The 19,228-nt window shown below is 39.5% G+C and carries 18 protein-coding genes and 3 pseudogenes; 8 read left to right on the top strand and 13 right to left on the bottom strand.

All coding sequences use genetic code 11. From position 1 onward, the window contains the following. Positions 1–6 precede the first annotated feature (6 nt). Positions 7–1,788 carry an aminopeptidase P family protein gene (locus CI597_RS03920; RefSeq protein WP_024728000.1) on the top strand — a complete coding sequence of 594 codons (1,782 nt, stop codon included), beginning with the start codon at positions 7–9 and terminating at the stop codon, positions 1,786–1,788. A 109-nt stretch (positions 1,789–1,897) separates the two neighbouring features. On the opposite strand, the gene CI597_RS03915 is transcribed toward CI597_RS03920, so the two are convergent. Both CI597_RS03915 and CI597_RS03910 read right to left on the bottom strand, forming a co-directional pair. After that, positions 1,898–2,824 (bottom strand): AEC family transporter, encoded by a 927-nt coding sequence (locus CI597_RS03915; RefSeq protein ID WP_024728001.1) that lies wholly within the window; start codon positions 2,822–2,824, stop codon positions 1,898–1,900. An 11-nt stretch (positions 2,825–2,835) separates the two neighbouring features. After that, positions 2,836–3,672: a substrate-binding periplasmic protein gene (locus CI597_RS03910; RefSeq protein WP_024728002.1), complete on the bottom strand. Its 837-nt coding sequence runs from the start codon at positions 3,670–3,672 to the stop codon at positions 2,836–2,838. A gap of 161 nt (positions 3,673–3,833) precedes the next feature. Between CI597_RS03910 and sigG the strand changes: the two genes are divergently transcribed. After that, on the top strand, positions 3,834–4,610 hold the full coding sequence (sigG, locus tag CI597_RS03905) for an RNA polymerase sporulation sigma factor SigG (protein ID WP_024728003.1): 777 nt from the start codon (positions 3,834–3,836) through the stop codon (positions 4,608–4,610). Positions 4,611–5,155: 545 nt separating this feature from the next. Here the strand turns inward: sigG and CI597_RS03895 are convergent. Both CI597_RS03895 and CI597_RS17700 read right to left on the bottom strand, forming a co-directional pair. Then, positions 5,156–7,393, bottom strand: a complete 2,238-nt coding sequence (locus tag CI597_RS03895; RefSeq protein ID WP_024728004.1) for an immunoglobulin-like domain-containing protein — start codon at positions 7,391–7,393, stop codon at positions 5,156–5,158. A gap of 287 nt (positions 7,394–7,680) precedes the next feature. Continuing rightward, positions 7,681–7,799 (bottom strand): annotated as a pseudogene (locus CI597_RS17700) (conjugal transfer protein); the annotation flags it as partial. 26 nt (positions 7,800–7,825) lie between these two features. On the opposite strand from CI597_RS17700, the pseudogene CI597_RS03885 reads away from it, so the two are divergent. Continuing rightward, positions 7,826–8,134: pseudogene (locus tag CI597_RS03885) on the top strand (integrase core domain-containing protein); the annotation flags it as partial. Between the two features lie 315 nt (positions 8,135–8,449). On the opposite strand, the gene CI597_RS03880 reads toward CI597_RS03885, so the two are convergent. After that, positions 8,450–9,121 carry a helix-turn-helix transcriptional regulator gene (locus CI597_RS03880; protein ID WP_024728007.1) on the bottom strand — a complete coding sequence of 224 codons (672 nt, stop codon included), beginning with the start codon at positions 9,119–9,121 and terminating at the stop codon, positions 8,450–8,452. Between the two features lie 60 nt (positions 9,122–9,181). Next, entirely contained in the window at positions 9,182–10,384 is a 1,203-nt protein-coding gene (locus CI597_RS03875) for a pyridoxal phosphate-dependent aminotransferase (protein ID WP_034549798.1), read from the bottom strand. Positions 10,385–10,593: 209 nt separating this feature from the next. Here CI597_RS03875 and CI597_RS03870 point away from each other — a divergent pair, with 209 nt between their 5' ends. Continuing rightward, positions 10,594–10,770 (top strand): hypothetical protein, encoded by a 177-nt coding sequence (locus CI597_RS03870; protein WP_235824535.1) that lies wholly within the window; start codon positions 10,594–10,596, stop codon positions 10,768–10,770. Between the two features lie 234 nt (positions 10,771–11,004). Here the strand turns inward: CI597_RS03870 and CI597_RS03860 are convergent, their stop codons facing one another. From CI597_RS03860 to CI597_RS17695, 3 genes are all read right to left on the bottom strand, one after another. After that, positions 11,005–12,390, bottom strand: a complete 1,386-nt coding sequence (locus CI597_RS03860) for a PTS transporter subunit EIIC (protein WP_024728010.1) — start codon at positions 12,388–12,390, stop codon at positions 11,005–11,007. A 19-nt stretch (positions 12,391–12,409) separates the two neighbouring features. Next, positions 12,410–12,781 (bottom strand): RidA family protein, encoded by a 372-nt coding sequence (locus CI597_RS03855; RefSeq protein ID WP_024728011.1) that lies wholly within the window; start codon positions 12,779–12,781, stop codon positions 12,410–12,412. Between the two features lie 267 nt (positions 12,782–13,048). Next, positions 13,049–13,420: a hypothetical protein gene (locus CI597_RS17695; protein ID WP_143266058.1), complete on the bottom strand. Its 372-nt coding sequence runs from the start codon at positions 13,418–13,420 to the stop codon at positions 13,049–13,051. A gap of 12 nt (positions 13,421–13,432) precedes the next feature. Between CI597_RS17695 and CI597_RS03850 the strand changes: the two genes are divergently transcribed. The 3 genes from CI597_RS03850 (at position 13,433) to CI597_RS03840 (ending at position 15,831) form a co-directional block, all read left to right on the top strand. Continuing rightward, positions 13,433–13,762, top strand: a complete 330-nt coding sequence (locus tag CI597_RS03850) for a hypothetical protein (RefSeq protein ID WP_186992389.1) — start codon at positions 13,433–13,435, stop codon at positions 13,760–13,762. A gap of 153 nt (positions 13,763–13,915) precedes the next feature. Next, complete coding sequence (locus tag CI597_RS03845) at positions 13,916–15,352, top strand: glycoside hydrolase family 1 protein (protein WP_024728013.1); 1,437 nt, start codon at positions 13,916–13,918, stop codon at positions 15,350–15,352. Beyond that, a complete protein-coding gene (locus tag CI597_RS03840) occupies positions 15,352–15,831 on the top strand; it encodes a PTS sugar transporter subunit IIA (RefSeq protein WP_024728014.1) in 480 nt (159 codons plus the stop codon). The genes CI597_RS03845 and CI597_RS03840 overlap by 1 nt, the downstream gene beginning before the upstream one ends. Positions 15,832–15,836: 5 nt before the next feature. Here CI597_RS03840 and CI597_RS03835 read toward each other — a convergent pair. The 3 genes and pseudogenes from CI597_RS03835 to CI597_RS03825 all read right to left on the bottom strand — a co-directional run. Beyond that, positions 15,837–15,995, bottom strand: a pseudogene (locus CI597_RS03835) (transposase); the annotation flags it as partial. A gap of 240 nt (positions 15,996–16,235) precedes the next feature. Continuing rightward, positions 16,236–17,183 (bottom strand): magnesium transporter CorA family protein, encoded by a 948-nt coding sequence (locus CI597_RS03830; RefSeq protein ID WP_024728015.1) that lies wholly within the window; start codon positions 17,181–17,183, stop codon positions 16,236–16,238. A gap of 59 nt (positions 17,184–17,242) precedes the next feature. Continuing rightward, complete coding sequence (locus CI597_RS03825; protein ID WP_024728016.1) at positions 17,243–18,214, bottom strand: Gfo/Idh/MocA family protein; 972 nt, start codon at positions 18,212–18,214, stop codon at positions 17,243–17,245. 140 nt (positions 18,215–18,354) lie between these two features. Here CI597_RS03825 and CI597_RS03820 point away from each other — a divergent pair, with 140 nt between their 5' ends. Then, positions 18,355–18,684, top strand: a complete 330-nt coding sequence (locus tag CI597_RS03820) for a DNA-directed RNA polymerase subunit delta (protein ID WP_235824534.1) — start codon at positions 18,355–18,357, stop codon at positions 18,682–18,684. Between the two features lie 41 nt (positions 18,685–18,725). Here CI597_RS03820 and CI597_RS03815 read toward each other — a convergent pair whose 3' ends face one another. Then, positions 18,726–19,217: a GNAT family N-acetyltransferase gene (locus tag CI597_RS03815; protein ID WP_024728018.1), complete on the bottom strand. Its 492-nt coding sequence runs from the start codon at positions 19,215–19,217 to the stop codon at positions 18,726–18,728. Positions 19,218–19,228: the final 11 nt, after the last annotated feature.

Raw genomic sequence — 19,228 nt, 5'->3', positions numbered from 1 at the left:
TGAATTATGACTACACCGCTGGCTAGACTTCAGAAATCTATGATTGAAAAGAATCTTACGTATTATTTGATTCCCAGTGAAGATCCCCATCAGTCCGAATATGTGGACGATCACTATAAGTGCCGCCAATTCATCTCCGGATTTACCGGATCATCCGGAGCAGTCCTGGCAGAGCAGGCCGAAAGCCGGCTCTGGACGGATGGGAGATATTTTACCCAGGCGGAAGCACAGATCGATCCTGAACAAATGAAGCTGATGAAGATGGGTGTTTCCGGCGTTCCGACTATACTTGAATATCTCACAGAGCATCTCAGTGAGGGCGATGTCCTCAGCTTAAACGGCCGTATGATCAATACCGCTTACGGAAGAAAACTGTCCAGGCTGGCCGCTTCAAAAAAAGCAGTCCTGGAAACAGATCATACTCTCGCAGAGGATCTCTGGACCGGCCGCCCGGATGCCGCAGCATCCCCGATTTTTATCCATGAAGATATTTATGCCGGGGAATCTGTGCCGTCGAAGCTCAAAAGAATCCGCAGCTGTATGGAGACAGTTTCCGCAAGGGCTCATTTTATCGCCTCTCTGCCGGATATCGCATGGATCTTCAATCTGCGCGGCAATGACATGCCCTGCACGCCTCTGTTTTACAGCTATGTATGGATCACACAGGAAAGCTGCTGCCTATTTGTGAGGGAAACCTGTCTTTCAGAAGAAGTAAGACGCCGTCTGGAACAGGATAAGATAACGATTCTGCCTTATGAACAGATCGATTCTTTCTTAAAAAAACAGGAGGGAAGCATACTGATAGATCCGGATACCGTAAACTACAAGCTTTACCTGGAACTCGAAAAAAACCAGATCATTTTTGGCGAAAACCCTTCTTCCGGCATGAAAGCGGTGAAAAATGAGACACAGATCAAGGGGCTTAAAGAATGTCACTTGTCTGACGGCATTGCCATGACCAGGTTCATGTTTTGGCTGAAGCAAAACATCGGTTCTGTTCCTATGACTGAACGTTCCGTCCAGGACCGTCTGGAAGAGGAGCGCAGAAAGCTGCCTCTGTATCAGGGACCGAGCTTTGATACCATCTGCGCCTACAAAGACCACGCGGCTATGATGCACTACTCTTCCACTGAAGAATCCGATGTCTGCCTGGAACCGGAAGGAATGCTTCTGATCGACTCGGGCGGCCAGTATCTGACCGGAACGACGGATGTCACCCGCACTTTTATCTTAGGTGATATCTCCGAAGAAGAGAGACGGAACTTTACGCTCGTATTAAAAAGTATGCTGTCCCTTTCCGATGCCAAATTTCTTCTTGGATGCCGGGGAAGCAGCCTGGACATCTTGGCCAGAGGCCCCCTCTGGGAAGAAGGAATCGACTACCGGTGCGGAACCGGACACGGTGTCGGACATTTTCTCGGAGTCCACGAAGGCCCCAACGCCTTCCGCTGGCAGATCAGAGATAATCAGCTGGATGCAGTCCTGGTGCCCGGCATGGTTACAACCGATGAGCCGGGAGTGTATATCCCGGGAAAATACGGAATCCGTACAGAAAACATGCTCCTGTGCAGAAAGCAGCGGCAGAATGAATACGGCAGCTTTTTAGAATTCGAGCACCTGACGTTGGTTCCTATTGATATGGACGGGGTTGATGAGGCGCTGCTCAATGATAAAGAAATCCGTCTCCTCTATGCCTATCACCGGCTTGTCTTCGACAGTCTCTCTCCTCATCTCACTGATGAAGAGGCCAGCTGGCTGTATCATTTTCTGAAAATCCAAAACAGCTGATTTTTATGCCGAATTCAAAAATCCCATGGTTCTTTTGACAGAATGAACCATGGGATTTTCTATTTTAAGGGGTTAGGGAGATGAGGTGTGGGCTTGCCCACTTTGTCCTTTATGAAAAGAATTTTTCTCCGAGGGAGATCATGAACGGCAGCGTGGCAACCGCTGCGATGGTGGAAACTGCAAATAATTCTGCCGCGTAACCCACATCCTTCTTAAACTTCACCGCAAACATGGTCGTGATCGCCGCAGTCGATGCGGATGAGGCAAGCAGCGACAATATTTTAAGATCCTTGGATACCGGTACGAAAAGAAGGATCAAAAACATGACCATAGGCACGAGAAGGAGCCTCAATGCCGTCATAACATAAATCCTGGGTCTTGTCAGTGTCTTCAAAAGATTTGTCTGCGCGATGGCAGTTCCGGATATGATCATCGCCAGGGGTGTATTCATATCAGCGATAGCCTTCAGTGGATTGTAGACCAGAACAGGGAATTGAATCTGAAGAAGGTAACAGAAAAGTCCTGCAAATGTTGCGATCATAACAGGTGCTTTGAATAATTCTTTGACCGATCCCAGGTTAAATGTCCCCTGCATACTGGCAGCTCCGTGGGACCAGATAAACAGATTCTGTGCGGCAATAAACGCTGTTATGTAAATAACCCCCTTCGGACCCAGCACCGCCTGGGCCAGAGGTATCCCCATAAAACCACAGTTCGGGTACACAATGCTGAACCGTTCCAGAACTGTCCGATCATTATCCTTTCCTCGGATCAGCAGATAGGACAAAACGATCGCTGCCGCATGTGCCGCAATTCCTAAAACAAAGGTAACCAGAATTCCATGAAATATGTCTGCATCAAACTCAATCTGAAAAGAAGTGAGCACCACAAATGGAATGACTAAGTAAAGGGTGATATTGGAAAGATCCGTGCTTCCCCGTTCAGTTATGAGGCCCGCCTTATAGGCGGCTGCCCCCACAGCCATCATACAAAACATCATGACGATCTGTCCGAATACAATTGAAACAATATTCATGAATTTCCCTCTTAATCTTCGTCTTCCGATCCAATCCACTCGTTCTTAATGTTTTGGTAGGTGCCCTCTGTGTTCAATACCTGAAGCGTCACATTAAACTTGCCGATAGAAGGATCTTTCTTCCGGAACATAATCCCATAGTTGCTCTCTGCTGAGTTAAGCTTCTCATCGAGGTCGGAGATTTTGTCTCCTTTATAATTTGCCATAAAATAATCCACGCCTGTTGCATCATAGACCGTAGCATCGATCTTTCCTTTTTCAAGATCTTTGAATACCTTGTCCATGGATGGATAAACCTTAATCTTATTCTCCTCAGAAAGGTTAGTCTGTGCATATTCTTCGTTAGAGGTTCCCTCCTCCACCCCTATGGCTTTTCCGACCAGTTCTTTTCTGTCTGTTATATTTTTATCTGTATTGACCATAACTTTTAATGTATTTTCAAAATAGACATCGGAGAACTGAAACTCCTTTTGGCGGCTGTCCGTAATACAAATGCCGGAGATAGCAAGATCGATCTTCTTCTCCCTGAGCAGATCCGTAAGCTTCCTCATCGGAGCGACGCGAAGCTTGTACTCAAAGCCCAGATACTGGCTGATCCCCTTTATCAGATCGATGTCAAAACCTTTCATCTCCCTGGTTTTTTCATCTCTTACTGAAAACGGCGCCATACCGTCGGACACACCGATAATCAGCTGTCTTCCCTTCATGGAATCTTTTACTTCTGATGCTGTTATATTTTCTTTTTTGACATTTTTATCTTCTGTCTTTTCCTTGTCCCAGGGAAAATTGCAGCCCCCCAAACAAAAAACAAGACATATCATCATACAAATTAGCAGTAATTTTTTCATGATATGATTCCTCATTTCTATATTTTCTTCTTATCATAATATCATTGGTAAATATGGGTGTCAAACGGTCTGGCAATTTTTTCATCGTATAAATCCATTTTGATTGGTGAATGATTTTAATATATCGTTCGCAAGAACAATTTACAAATGGAGGAATTATCATGGCACTTAATAAAGTTGAAATCTGCGGAGTCAATACTGCTTCTCTTCCTTTACTCACCAATGAAGAAAAAGAAGAACTGTTCATAAGGATCGAACAGGGTGACCAGGAAGCAAGGGAACAATACATCAAGGGCAATTTAAGGTTAGTTTTAAGTGTCATTCAACGTTTTTCCGGCAGCAATGAGAATGCCGACGATCTGTTTCAAGTTGGATGTATCGGGCTTATGAAAGCCATCGACAATTTTGACCGCTCCCTGAACGTTAAATTTTCCACCTATGCGGTTCCGATGATCATCGGAGAAGTGCGGCGTTACCTGCGTGATAATAATTCCATGAGAGTCAGTCGTTCACTCAGGGATATTGCCTACAAAGCCATCACGGCAAAGGAGGCCCTCACGAAAAAATTCAACAAAGAGCCTACCATCGAAGCCATTGCTGAGGAAATCGAAATGAAAAAAGAGGATGTACTCTTCGCCCTGGATGCCATCGCCACACCTCTTTCTCTTTATGAGCCGGTGTATCAGGACGGCGGAGATACTCTGTTTTTAATGGATCAGGTAAAAGACAAGAAAAACAAAGAAGAATTATGGGTAGAATCCATCGCTTTAAAAGATGCCATGGAACATCTCCCTGAACGGGAATACAACATCATCAAGCTCCGCTTCTTTGACGGCAAGACGCAGACCGAAGTAGCCGATGAGATCAGTATCTCACAGGCTCAGGTCAGCCGGCTGGAAAAGAATGCGCTGAAACATATGAAGCACTATCTGGATTAAAACAGCACAGGGACATTTCTCAATCAAACGAAATGTCCCCCTTTCTTTCCCATATTTTGCAAAATCATAACGGCTGTGCTCATTTTTTCCCCTGAAAATAAATACAGCATATCGGCCCGGCGGCAGTTCAAAGAATGGCTTGTTAAAAACCAATGTCGTGATGTCTGTATGGAATCTGCTGGAAAATATTAGATTCCTGTATTTAACCTTTTATATTCCCTGTAAACCGATACGTATCCTGCGTAAATTTACAAGATACATCTGCTGCTTTTTGATACAGATCAGCATTGACGATTACAGTTTCCTATCACAAATAGCCAGAATTCATATTCATCAAGCTTTACATAATATTCAAGGAATAGGTCATACCATCACAAAGTTGCAGAATTCCTGAAGCTGTTCCTTGGAATAGAGGTCAAACGGAAGTTCAAATAGTTTCTTTTCTACTGTTTCTCTGATGTAGGGCAAATCTTAAATATATGCACATTCCGTTTCAATTTTCATGTCCTCAAAAATATCTCTTTCCATAAAATTTCTCACAGTCTTTATCTGCTTTTGCGTAATTTCCTTACTGTGAATATGCCAGCCAACAGACCAAGAGATACGAACATGAGTGCAAGCCATGTTGTCATATTTGTGCTGTCGCCAGTTTTAGGGCTGTTAGACGTTGTCTGTTTATCTGTACTAATTGGTTTCTTATCTGTATCCGTTGCAGACGGTTTCTCGTTATCGTCTGTCGTTGGCTTCTGCGTGTCTTTTGCCTTGACAGTAACGGTAATCGTCTTTGTTGCGGAAGCGCCCATACTATCCATTACTTTGTAAGTAACTTGGTATGTTCCTGCTTTTGATGTATCTACATTACTGCGCAATACCTCAATTTTCGCTGTAAGATCGCCATCTTCGGTATCTGAAGCAGTAACATCTTTCAGAGGGTCAAAGGTATCGCCTACAGTCAAAGTCTTATCCTCTGCCATGATTGCAGGAACTGCATTCAAAGGCTCCATCTTCTTCAACCATTTTGCATACAGTGTTATGTGTCTTGTAACAGGAGCGGAAAAATCATACTCGCTTTCATCGCTGTAATTACTGTCTGTGTACCAGCCGCCAAATACATATCCTTCCTTTTCAGGAGCACTCGGTTCATTGGCCTTTTCACGCAAAGGTACATTTTCTATATATTTTCCATCCTGCTCAGAATAAATGTCCCTTGTTTCTGTCCACTCTCCCTCCTGCAGTTCATAGGTAACGACAAGCATGCCGGGAACTCTGTAGGATGCAACCAGCGCTAGCCCACTAGTTGTATTGTCAGTATCTGCCGTTTCTCCATCTTCGCTTGGAGTGTAACGCGAATCTGCTGCATCCCAATACCAACCATCAATTCTAAAGTTTTGATTGTCTGCCAAATATTCTTTGTCCATATCCTTGGCGTTCGGCAATGTTATTATAGAGTCTTTCTTTAAATAAACATCTGCTGCATAACCGCCTGCGGTATTGTTGCAGATAATATTGCCTTTGCTGTCGGTGGATACCGTACTTGCACTGCTGACATACAGTCCGCCGCCACTACCGGTGTATGCTTTATTGCCGCTGACTTCGCTGTTTTCAAAAGTGATCGTACTTTTCGAAGCTAATATGCCTCCGCCATTGTGAGCCTCATTGCTATTGATCGTGCTGTCAGACAACCTTACATCTTTACTGTATGAGGCATAAACTCCGCCGCCACGCGACGCAATATTATTTTGAATGTTGGACTTTGATATAGTTATTTTTCCAGGATACTTCGTACTATAATTGATAGCATAGGCATATATTCCACCGCCATAAAGCGCGTAGTTCCCTTCAATCACTGCGTTTTTAATCGTCGTTGTGCCGTAATAACTATAAATACCTCCGCCGGAACCATATGTTGTTCCTATCACTGAATCACAGGTATTGTTTCGGATTGCTCCGCCTTCAATGTTTACGGCACCCAAACAACTATAGATACCACCGCCACAATGGACCGCTTTGTTCCCCTCAATCAAACCGTCATACATATTAAAAGTCGCGGTTGTTTTTAATACTGCGACGCCACCGCCGCCATACATATTTGATCCTGTATAAGGTGTTATTGCCTCATTGCCAGTAATGGACCCACCATACATATTGAAGGTAGCTTTAAGTCCATTAGCATCATCAACTCCAACTACACTGACTCCGCCACCCGTGCCGCGTTGATTCTTGCATTCTGTGATCACACCACCATACATATTGAAAGTACTATCACCATATTCAGCAAAGCTAGCGCTTTCAACATTAACTCCTCCTCCCATGGTGCTCTTCTGTGCGTTGTCGTTTCCTTTTATAGTAACGTGGTCGTACATATTGACAGTTCCGCCGAAAATCTCGATCACAGCTTCTCTGCGATTTGTTCCAGTCGCGTCAAGTGTTAATTTATTGGCACTTTCATTGCCAAGATTTAATGTGCCGCCGTTTGTCTGCAATGACCCATATTTATTTTTAAAATAAATGGTATGTCCATTACCAAGTAATGTTACCTCACGACCTTTTTTGAGGCTGACCGAATATGACTCGCCTTCTACAGTAATGTCCTCCTTCAATGAAATGGTATAAGTGCCTTCAGTATTCTCAATCTTTTTGAATGCCTCTTTCAATTCAACCGAATCGCCAACTTCAAAGGATGTACCGGAATCATTCCCCTGCGCAAAAACCACCGTGGGAAGCATTGTCGTCAGCAGTATTGTGAACGCCAGCAAAAATGTCAGCAGTTTTATTCGTTTCATTTCTGTTTTCACCTTTTTTCAAAATAATTATTTATTCGATAAAAGGCACATCCCTCCCGTAAAACTCTGGGCAGAATATGTCTTTACATTCTAAATAATTTAATTTTGGGTATGCCAAAAATAGAGGTTACCTTTGTCTGTCTGAGCGTAGCAATTCATGAGCATGGCTGTTCCCCTTTTTTTTGGTATTTTCAAGATAGCTCTTCTATATTCCTTATTATATTGGAATATCAAGTGAAACACAAGATATTTCAGCCGTCCACATCAGAAAAAGTGTGAATTCTCTACTACTGAATGATTTTCCAATTCCTATCCTTATATAGCACCAATTCAAACTGTGTGATACCTGCGTTGCCTTTGTCTGATTGTCTATGAATTTCACGGCAACCTTGACTTTCATATTGTCCTCATGACTGATATGGTATAAAACCGGGAAGCCAGTATACCAGCCAGATATACCGGGATGCGGTTTGCAAATATGAAATAGAGCAGAGTATGAATAGAGCAGGAGGGAGATGTCACGACAATGCCCGCTGTGAGAGCATGTGGGCCAGAATGAAAACCGAGCTGCTGTATGGCCGTTATGGTACAGAAAAAATGAGTACCGGGGAACTCAAGCCAGTCATCTGGAGATATTTCATCAGCTACTGGAATAATCGGAGGATTTGTTCCGCTAATGGAGGACTCCCTCCTATGATCAAACGACAGCAATACTATAATGCCCGGAAAGAAGCTGCATAAGATATAAAATCCTTGTGAAAAATGTGTCAACTAAACTTAACAAAGTCATGTCTAGTCCAAAGAATTTATCAGGGTATTTCACTCCCAATAATCTACATTGATTATATCCTCCATGTTTCTTTCCTCTACAAGAAAAGTTTACTCTCAACCTTTGTCTTATATATCCATCTAATTCATTGACCTTGTATATGACACGCCCATGAAATTCATATCCTTTTTGCTTTAAGACTACTTCTATTCCTTAACAGGCTTTATTTATATAAAAACATTTATCGCCTATATTACTAAGTCTTACAGCAGGTAATCTTTTTATATTTATTTATTATATCTTTTCTTATAGTTTCTAATATGCATATAAATTGTATTCTTAGAAATACCCATAATACTTTCGACTTTCAAGATAGAATCTTTTAAATTAAATATGCCTTTATCATATAATCTTTCCACAATTGCTTTATTGCGGTTAGAAGGTAAAATTGAAGCATTAGCTATAACACTTCTAGTTTCTTCATCAATAGCGTTTTTAATTAAATCATCTGTATCATTAAAATAGCTTTCATTAACACTTAATCCATTCATAAAACTAGCAGCTGATGGCATAAACGAAGATAAAACATCGAAAAAGGAAGTATTTAAATACATATTTATGCATATTAAACCAATAATTCTATTTTCTTCTCCTCTTATTGCAATGGTAGCTGATTTTAATGGCTCTCCATTTTTATTTTTACTATTATATACAATGTAGTCAGCTTCACCTTTTTTGATGTTGTCATACATTTGTAGAGCTAGATCAGTAATTGGAGCTCCAACTTTTCTTCCTGTGTGTTCGCCATTAATAATATGAATAACTGATGATTCTAGATTACCAAGAGAATGAAGAACTATTTCATAAGAGTTACTTAAATAAGCCGATAGTCCATTGACAAAGTATTTATAAGACTCTAGGATTTGTTTGTCAATTTTAGTCAAATTAATATTTTCCATTACATTTCTTCTTTCATTAAAATTATTTACACTAAAATATTAACATACTTCATCACATAATTAAATAGTTTGATACTCAATTAGCGCCTTTTTGATACGTTCAAGCGCATCAACTACTCTTTGATTATCTTTATAAACACCCAATACAATTCTAAGATGTCCTTCGCCTCCCGCACCATAGTTCACACCATCATTACAAGATACTGCAGCCTCTTTGACAAGATAAGAAACAATATCACTAGATTTACCAATTCTAGAAACATCTACCCATAACAAGAAACCGGATTCAGGTAATAAACAACTTACATTAGGAATAGAGTTAATTATTTCAAAAGCCTTATGTCTTCTATAGTCAAAGGCTTCTTTAAATACATTCATAAATTCTGGATGTTTGATTGCTTCTATTAAGGCCTTTTGTGCTGATGTAGAAGTTGCACCAATAACTCCAACAGCATTAGCGAACATTGTATCCATGATGACATCACTACATACAACATAACCAACTCTAAGACCGCTTAATCCCATTCCTTTAGAAAAAGAGAATACTGTTACCGTTCTTTCAAACATTCCATCCATTGAAGATGGAGTAATCATTTCATTCTCATATGTAAAATCTTCAAATGCTTGGTCACACACAAGAATTAAATCATTTTTAATACATACTTCTCTAATCGCTTCTAAAGATTGTTTATTATAAACAACGGTTGTAGGGTTGTTTGGATGAGTTAAAATGATCATTTTAGTTTTAGAAGTAACTAGTTTTTCTAAATCTTCTTTAACTATTTGATAAGCATTTTCTACTTTAACTTCCATTGGTACAACCTTACCGCCCATAATATCAACAGTAAGATAATTGTTCGGATAAGATGGTGAAGGAATAATTACTTCATCACCATCGTTTATAAAAGGAAGTATACTGAAAAATAGACCGCTATCAGATCCTGGTGTAATTAAAATATTACGATTTGGATCTACTTTAAGGTTGTTTTGTATTAGTATTTTTTCTGCAATCAAATTCTTTAATTCTTGATTACCAATCGGAGCAGTATAGTGAGGCGCTGATTCATCTTTAACAGCTTGAATCCAAGCTTCTTCAATAAATTTTGGCATTGAGCAATCTGGCATAAACGGATCTGCCCATCCCATAAGAGCAATTCCTTGTTTTTCCATTTCTTGATAAGAACTACCTACATCAGCTTTTTCAACGTTTGAGAATAATCCACCACTAGCCGCTTTAAATGCGTGTATCATTTTTTCTTTCATTTTTTTTACCATTCCTTTCGCTTCGCTCAAGGCACAAACAGGTTAATGAAAAAAGTTGTGCCCCTCCATTTTCCGTTATATAATCTTCCTATGGAATAGCAATACACTACAGAGCCCGGACTCTTATCATTGGTAATAAACCATGTTTATTTAGTCGCAGGATGACAGTCAATGCTGCTATTCCTTTTTTAGTTAAGGTGGTGATACTTATGATGAAGCTAAAATACTCCATCTGCTATGGGCTTGATGTCCACAAAAATGTTATCGTTGCAACCATCGTAACCACCGGCAAGAACGGAATTTCCGAGTATAATCAAAAATCTTTTTCCACCATTAACTCGGATATCCAAAGGTTTCACAACTGGCTTATCGAGAATAATTGCTAATATGGACGTATCAAAAAGTGTTGTGGTCACAAGAAAGCCATTATCGCCATTGCACGTATGATGATGGTCTGTATTTTCCACATGGTTTCCGAAAAGAAGCCTTTTACCCCGACTGACTATGAGGAATTGATGAATCCTCAAAATCTACTTTATTTTTCACTCTTATCTCCATATACTAATTAGAGAGTAATATATTACTCTCTAACATTAATTCTATTTTATATTTTTTGAGTTTTATTTAGCAGGTTTCCAGCACACAATAGTTAAAGCTGCTGCCACAACGAATGCTACACAGAAACATACCATTACAAGACCCATGTTCATAAAGGCATTTGAACCACCCATAAACATACCAAAACTAAGGAATGATGGACCACCCATTGCATAAGCTTTTAGTCCTAGAAGTCCAGCAACTCCACCACCAACAGCTCCACCGATGCAACCAAAGAAGAATGGTTTACCACTTGGAACAGTTACACCATATAACACTGGTTCTGTAATACCCGTACAAGCAGCGATACATGCAGAAAATGCATTAGCTTTTTGTTTCTTATCTTTAGATTTAAACCAAATACCAAATGCCGCACCAGCTTGACCAATATTTGCGCTACCAGATGTTGGAGATACTAAGTTGAAACCTTGATTTGAAATCATTTGCGTTAATACTGGAACCATACCATGATGAATACCAAGTATAACCATCATAGAATAAATGCCTCCATAAACAAGTCCGGCAATAGGACCTCCATTAGCAAATAACCAGTTAACACCAGCTGCGATTTGTTCACCAATCCAATATGATGCAGGTCCAATTGTCCATAAAGTTACAACAGTTGACACCAAAATTGTAATAGCAGGAACTAAAATAATCTTTAAAGGACCTTTAATAAATTTATCACTGTATTTTTCTACATATGAAGCCAAGATAATTGCGAAGACAATAGGTAATACGCTCCCGCCATAATTAATAACTTTAAAAGGAATACCTAAAATGCTTGAAGTAGATTGACCATTCGTAATCATAGTTGACCAAGCCGGTGCCATCATAGCTGCACAAATTGTAAGTGCAACATATTGATTCATCTTAAATACTTTAGCAGTAGATGAAGCAAGCAAAAATGGTAAGAATGTAAATACTGCCATAGCAATAGTTACGAAATTTGCAAATGTAGGATCTTTCATTGATGCTCCACAAGCCATGAAAATCATTACAAGAGCACTTAAGAAACCACAACCAGCTAAAGATGGTACGATTGGGTTAAATATTTGTGCTACTGTATCAAAAAATTTTGTCATAATAGAACCTTTTGAGTTCTTTAAATCATCTTTTAGCACTTTTTCTTCGTCTAAGTTTTCATCAGCAGGCGCTTCTTCACTTACTCCTGTTAATTCAATAAATTCACGATAAACACTTGATACTTCAGGTCCAATTACGATTTGGGTTTGAGTAGCACCTTCAACCAAACCTAAAACTCCGTCTAATGCTTTAATTTCTTCTTTATCTACTTTTGTCTTGTCTTTTAGGGTGACTCTAAGACGTGTAGCACAATGGGTAGCGTTTACAATGTTGGGTTTACCACCAAGACCATCAACGATCTTGGCAACAGAAATCTTTGCCATACTTTCTATCCTCCTTATATTATTGTATTGCGATAACTTCTATCTCTATAAGAGCGTTCTTAGGAAGGCTCTTTACAGCCACACATGATCTTGCAGGTTTTGAGACAAAGTATTTTGCATACACTTCATTAAACGCTGCAAAATATTCCATATCACTGATGAAACAAGTGGTCTTTACAACGTTGTTAGCATCCATTCCTGCTTCTTTTAATATTGCATCAATATTTTTAATTACTTGATTTGCTTGTGTAGTGATATCACTTTCTACTAAAGAATTAGTTTCAGGGTTTATTGGCATTACTCCAGATAAATATAAAGTATCTTTTACTTTCACTGCTTGAGAATAAGGTCCAATAGCCTTAGGTGCATTTTCACTAAAAATGTATTCCACGTTAATCACCTCCAAATTAATAAAATCTTTTTTACTAATTCATCATAATGCTAAAATATATTTTTGTCAATACATTTTAGTAAATTATTTTTTATCTAATAAAATTTTCAATAAAATATACTTTACTTTTAATTTTTTTTTGATATAATGAAAGCATAACTTCTCGGAATCTCGCCGAATGAGATTCCAACCGAAAATTTACAACTAAATATCATGCAGGGAAAGAAATTTACGAAAAATAGACATAAACATTAGACATAGTAGGTACTATGCTTTGCTGTCCCTTGGCGGTATGTTAAACAACCTTGGATTGTCATCCGTAAAGATGTGTACAGTCCGGCCGTATTTCGCTGGTGAACAGGGACGTTCGCAGAAGCAGACGCGTTTCCGGTTTGCTTTCGGACACCGGTACTTTGCCCGGTGTTTGGCAGCCTCATACCCTTCTTTGTGCATACGTAAGCCCAGCTTACAGACAGGAACACCGTCATCGTCAATGGTGAAATGCCCGGTATGCCCGGGGTTCAAATCAATGAAAGGCTTGATGTTTTCCCGTCTGCAGTATTCATAAACAGCGTAAGCGTCATGTGCAGAATCCAGGAGGAGCTTCTCAATACGGAATTCCGGAAGGTATGCTTTCATGGTGAAAAAGGAATGGAGAAAGGAAAGCAAGTCATGGCGGGAAGCCCGTTCCAAAAGTGGGAATACTGGAAGATCACTATGGGAATCGGAAGTTACATACATGTAGAGGTGGGAACCGAAGAAATAGTACTCCCGGTGGGAATCCCATCCCCAGTTGCAGTCCGGCTGGGAATAATGACGCTTGCAGCCGCAGGAGGGACAGCCGTTTTCCCTGCATTTACAGGTCCGCTTTTTCCGCTGCTGAGCGGCAGTACGGACTGGAGTACCGTCACCGGGAGTAGGAATCGGTCTGGGAAAGATCCAGATACCAGAACTGCACGATATAATTCCAGGTGCTTTTAGGAATAGCAAAGGGATCGTGGTAAAATTTGAGGAACTCGGATACGAAAGTATCCTGAAAAGTGGGTGATTTTTTTGAAATAGGATCTGAAAGCCTTATAAAATCAGGGCTGAAGATTCCGAGAAGTTATCAAATATAAAAGGAGGAAACAGCGAATGAATACAAAATTTCCAAAAAATTTTTTATGGGGTGGCGCCACTGCTGCTAATCAAGTTGAAGGAGCTTGGGATTTAAATGGCAAAGGTCCAAACCTTGCTGATGCAATGGTTGCTGGTAGTCACAAAGTTGAAAGAAAAATTACACTTGATATTAATGAGGACAAATACTATTATCCAAGCCATGTTGCTATTGATCATTATCATTACTATAAAGAAGATATTAAATTAATGGCAGAGATGGGTTACAAAGTTTATCGTATGTCAATTGGTTGGGCAAGAATATTCCCAAATGGCGATGAAGAAAAACCAAATCAAGAAGGTTTAAAGTTTTATAAAGAAATATTTAAAGAATTAAAGAAATATAATATTGAACCTTTAGTTACAATTTATCATAATGAAATGCCTTTAAATTTAGTTAAAATTGGTGGTTGGTCTAATCGAAAAGTGATAGATTATTATGTTAATTTTGCAAAATTTGTTTTAAATGAATACAAGGATGATGTTACATATTGGATTCCATTTAATGAAATTAATGACTTAACAACTGGTGTTGGAAACTGGAATCATGGTGGTATATTAAACGAGGGTACGGAAACTTTCCAAAATCAAAAAGATGATCCTAACAAACGTTTTGCAGCATTGCACAATCAATTTGTGGCAAGTGCTAAAGCAGTAATTATTGGTAGAGAAATAAACAAGAATTTTAAGTTCGGTACTATGATTTGTCATATTACTGTTTATCCACTTACACCACATCCTGATGATGTATTGCTAACACAACAAGAAGATCAATTAAGAAATTGTTTCAGTGGAGATGTTCAAATCAAAGGCTACTATCCTTATTTTATGAAAAATTATTTTGAAAAGAATAATATTAAATTTGAATGCACTGATGAAGATATTAAATTAATTAAAGAGGGTGTTTGTGATTTCTATACATTTAGTTACTATATGACAAATTGCATCACTATAAACAAAGAGGTTACCCAAGTATCTGGTAATATAATGGGTGGTGCTAAGAATCCTTACTTAAAAGCAACAGAATGGAATTGGCAAATTGATCCAGTAGGACTTAGATATACTTTAAATCATGTTTATGATCGTTATGGTGTTCCTATTATGATTACAGAAAATGGAATTGGTGCTAAAGATGTTTTTGAAAACGGAGAAATTCACGACGATTACCGCATTGACTATTATCGTGAACATATTAAACAAATGGCTTTAGCAATTGAAGATGGCGTTGATCTTGTTGGTTATACACCTTGGACTGCAATTGATGTTGTTAGTTGTTCAACTGGTGAAATGGCTAAACGTTATGGCTTTATTTATGTAGATGTAGATGATAAAGGCAAAGGAACACTCAAGCGCTATAAGAAAGATTCTTTCTATTGGTATAAAGATGTAATTTCATCTAATGGAGAAAAACTATAATGGGACTTTTTGATAAATTTAAGAAAAAAGAATTTGGTATAAATGATGTTATAACTCCATGTTCTGGCGAAATGATTCCAGCAAAGAGTATTAATGACCCAATTTTCAGTCAAGAGATGCTTGGAAAAACAATAGGTATCATCCCAACAGACGGAAATATTTATGCTCCAGTAAGTGGCAAACTTGAAGTTATGTATCCAACTGGTCATGCTTTTGGCATTAGTAGAGAAGATGGAACTAGCCTTTTAGTTCATATTGGAATTGACACAGTCAATTTAAAAGGGCAGGGCTTCAAAGTATTTCATAAACAAGGCGATGATGTAAAAATCGGTGATAAAATTGTTAGTGTTGACTTAAATCTTGTTAAAGAAAAAGGCTATGATACTACTACAATGCTTATTATTACGGAGATTGGCACAAACCAAATAAGTTATATAGATTATCAACAAGTAAATAAATTAAGCGTAATTAACAATTAGTATAAGCGAACACCTCGATTCTTTAAATCTGTAAGTACTGATAACCAAAATTTAGCTGTCTCATTTTCTCCAACCCATATACCTAGAACTTCTTTATAGCCCTCTTCAGTTACTCCTAAAACAATATAGGCTGCTTTTTTTACAACCATGTTTTCTGTTTTTACATATTAAGCTGTTTTTTAGTCACATTGCCTGTCATTTGAAAACAAAGTGCAAATGCCGGTATTAATCCAAGTAAGAATATTATCCTTTCTTTTCTATCGACTCTTCCGTTCATACCTCTTATCACCTGGCCTTTTCTTAAAAGTTTAAAAGGGAATTATCCACTCAAGATAATTCCCTCCGAATTTTTAGAATTAATAAGCCCAAAAATACTATTTACAATAGAGACCGTGTCCAAATTATTATAGCAGATTCTTCTTTTTCAAAATCAGCACCGCGATCACACAAACAGCAACAGAAAACGCACTTATGATAAAAAACCCCATCGTACTTCCCGAAAACGGCATTCCTACGGGATTCACGTTCATTCCATAGAGTCCTGAGATCATCGTCGGAAGCTCCAGCACGATGGTGATGGCTGCAAGAAACTTCATGACCTGGTTTAGATTGTTATCGATAATGGAACCAAACAGCGACATGGTGCTTCTTAATATATTGTGATAAATATAGGTCATCTCCATCGCCTGCTTATTCTCAATGATAACGTCTTCCAGCAGCTCCTGGTCTTCTTCGTAGTGTTTAAGTCCTATATGTTTTCTGAGTTTCTCCAGCACCACCTCATTTGACTTCAGGGAAGTGGTAAAATACACAAGACATTTCTCTAAATCGTAGAGTTGGATTAAGTCCTTATTCCTGGATGTCTCATGCAGAATCTCTTCCACCTGGTTGGCTCTTTTGTCGATCATTCGCAGATAAACCAGAAACAGAGCCGCATTGTTATAAAGGATCTGATATACAAATCTCGTCTTCATATATGTATAAAAATTCGGCACCAGCCCGTCCGTAAACTGCTTTAAAATATTGGTCTCTTCCAGACAGACCGTGAACACGACCTTTTCCGTAATGAAGATGCCGAGAGGAATCGTCTCATAAAGCCGCTTGCCCTCTTCTGCACGTACCACCGGAATGTTGGCCAGTATCATCGTATAATTCTCTTCGTGTTCCAGACGCGAACGTTCTTCCTCATCCAGAGGCGCCCTCAGATCGTCCAGATCGATCTGGTATTTTTCTGCCACCATCTGAAGTTCTGTCCCGTTCGGATCCGTCATCATGACCCAGGATTCGCGTTCGATCTCTGTAATCTCTCTTAATTCTTTTGATCCCTCATAAGTTTTAAATATCCTGATCATGATTCCCCTCCTTTTGACAATACTATTATTATAGCAATTGAAAAAGGAAACGGCAACCATTATTCAAACGGATACTTCATTCCCCACTGTGTTCTCACACTGCTCAGGATCTTCATGACGTCTCTTGAAATCTCCAGATTGTTATCGGAAAACGTACCGCTGACGGTTCCTTCCATGGCTTCCACCTCATATACCAGAGCATCTTCTGTGCTGCCCGCCTCAATGGTTTCTGTAACGCCTGTCTCTGTATTTGTGATGGTTGCCTTTGAAGCCCGCGGATATTCATATACCTCGATATATCCCTTGTCTCCGGTGACAACGCCCCTCTTCGGCTGTTTTGCGCGGATGGTAAGGCAGATCACCGCCATCTGATCAGACTCATTTTTCAAAATGATACCGGACTGTTCATCCACACCGGTCTCTAAGTACTGTACTGTGGTAAGTATCGTATTCGGAGCCTCATCCATAAAAGTTCTTGCAAATGTCGTGGCATACCCTCCGATATCGAGAAGTGCTCCTCCTGCTGCTTCCAGTGCAAAAAATCTGTTTGTGGAATCATATCCTTTGTTGCTTCCGAAGTTTACCTGCACCATCTTTACGGTTCCGATGGCTCCTTTGTCAATTCTGTTCTTCAGCTCTTTAAACAGCGGCATATGGCTGATGGTCATGGCTTCCCTTACTGTCAGATTCTTTTCTTCCGCCAGGGAAACGATCTCTTCCAGCTGATGGTCATTGACCGTGATAGCTTTCTCACATAAAATGTGTTTCCCCGCCGCAATCGCTTTTTTCATATTCCCATAGTGCTGGCTGTGGGGAGTTGCGATATAGATCACATCAATGTTTTTATCCTCAAGCATTTCTTCATATAATCCGTAGACATTTTCAACGCCGTATCTTTCCGCAAACGCTTCTGTCTTTGTCTGTGTCCGGCTGCTGACCCCATAAACCTTTCTTCCCATTTTTTCAAATGCCTGCGCCATTTCGTTGGCAATAACTCCGCACCCTAAAATACCCCATTTTAAATCGCTCATCTGATTCTCCTTTCCGAAATAAAATCATATTTCTTATCTAGATTTTATCATGAAACTTTATTTTGTCAAGCATTGCGTTGCTTTTTCCAATTTTTCATATTACAATGAGGATACCAGAAATGAGAAAGGAGCACGACACTATGGGTAAAATATTGAAAAAATTTGTGAAAGTTGTGACTGCCATCATCTCCATCGGCGGAATTTTATATATCGCCAGAGACCAGATCAAAGCAATCATAGACAAGCTGAAAGAATTAAAGGATCAGGAAAAGGATGAAGATCTCGATGACTGGGATCCAGATGCATTTGACGATGACGATGTTTTCCCGGATTCAGCGGAAGACTGCCGTGATTACTTCTCCATCCACATCACGGACGAAGAAGAAACATCTGAGGAAGAGACTCATTCCCAAGATAACATTTCTAAAGAGGATAAGACTTCTGACACACCAGAAGAAGATGATAAATAAAAAAACTCCTATGCTGATTTTTGGCATAGGAGTTTTTTTATTTACAAGTCCAGCTGCATGATGTAGTCATCCATGATAAATCCATTTCCGATATCGGTTTTTACGGAATCAATCGCTGCAAAGCCTTTTGCTTTGTAAATATCCAGGCTGTTTCGATTATATTTATTGCATGTCAGATAAATAGCTTTTTTGTCCAGTTTCTCTGCAAACTCTATGGCCTTTCTCAATAAAATGCTGGAAAGCCCTTTTCCACGGCTCTTCTCGTGCAGATACAACTTACTCAGAAACAGACGGTTCCCATCCGGCTTCACGCCGCAGAACCCGACTAATTGTCCTTCGTCATATCCGAGAAAATAGGTATAGTGTTCTTCTGCGATCGCTTTTTTTAATGCCTCATAGCTCTGAAACTTTTCTACCATATAGTCGATCTGCTCTTTTGAGATGATCGATACAAAATATTCGTGCCAGATCTCAGAGGCCAATTCCGCCAATGACCGCACCTGTTCTTCCGTCTCACATACTTTAATTTCCATATTGTCACCCG

This window comes from Anaerostipes hominis (ex Lee et al. 2021) (assembly GCF_002270485.1).
Taxonomy (GTDB): Bacteria; Bacillota; Clostridia; order Lachnospirales; family Lachnospiraceae; genus Anaerostipes; species Anaerostipes hominis.
This window is presented reverse-complemented; position numbering and strand designations above follow the sequence as displayed.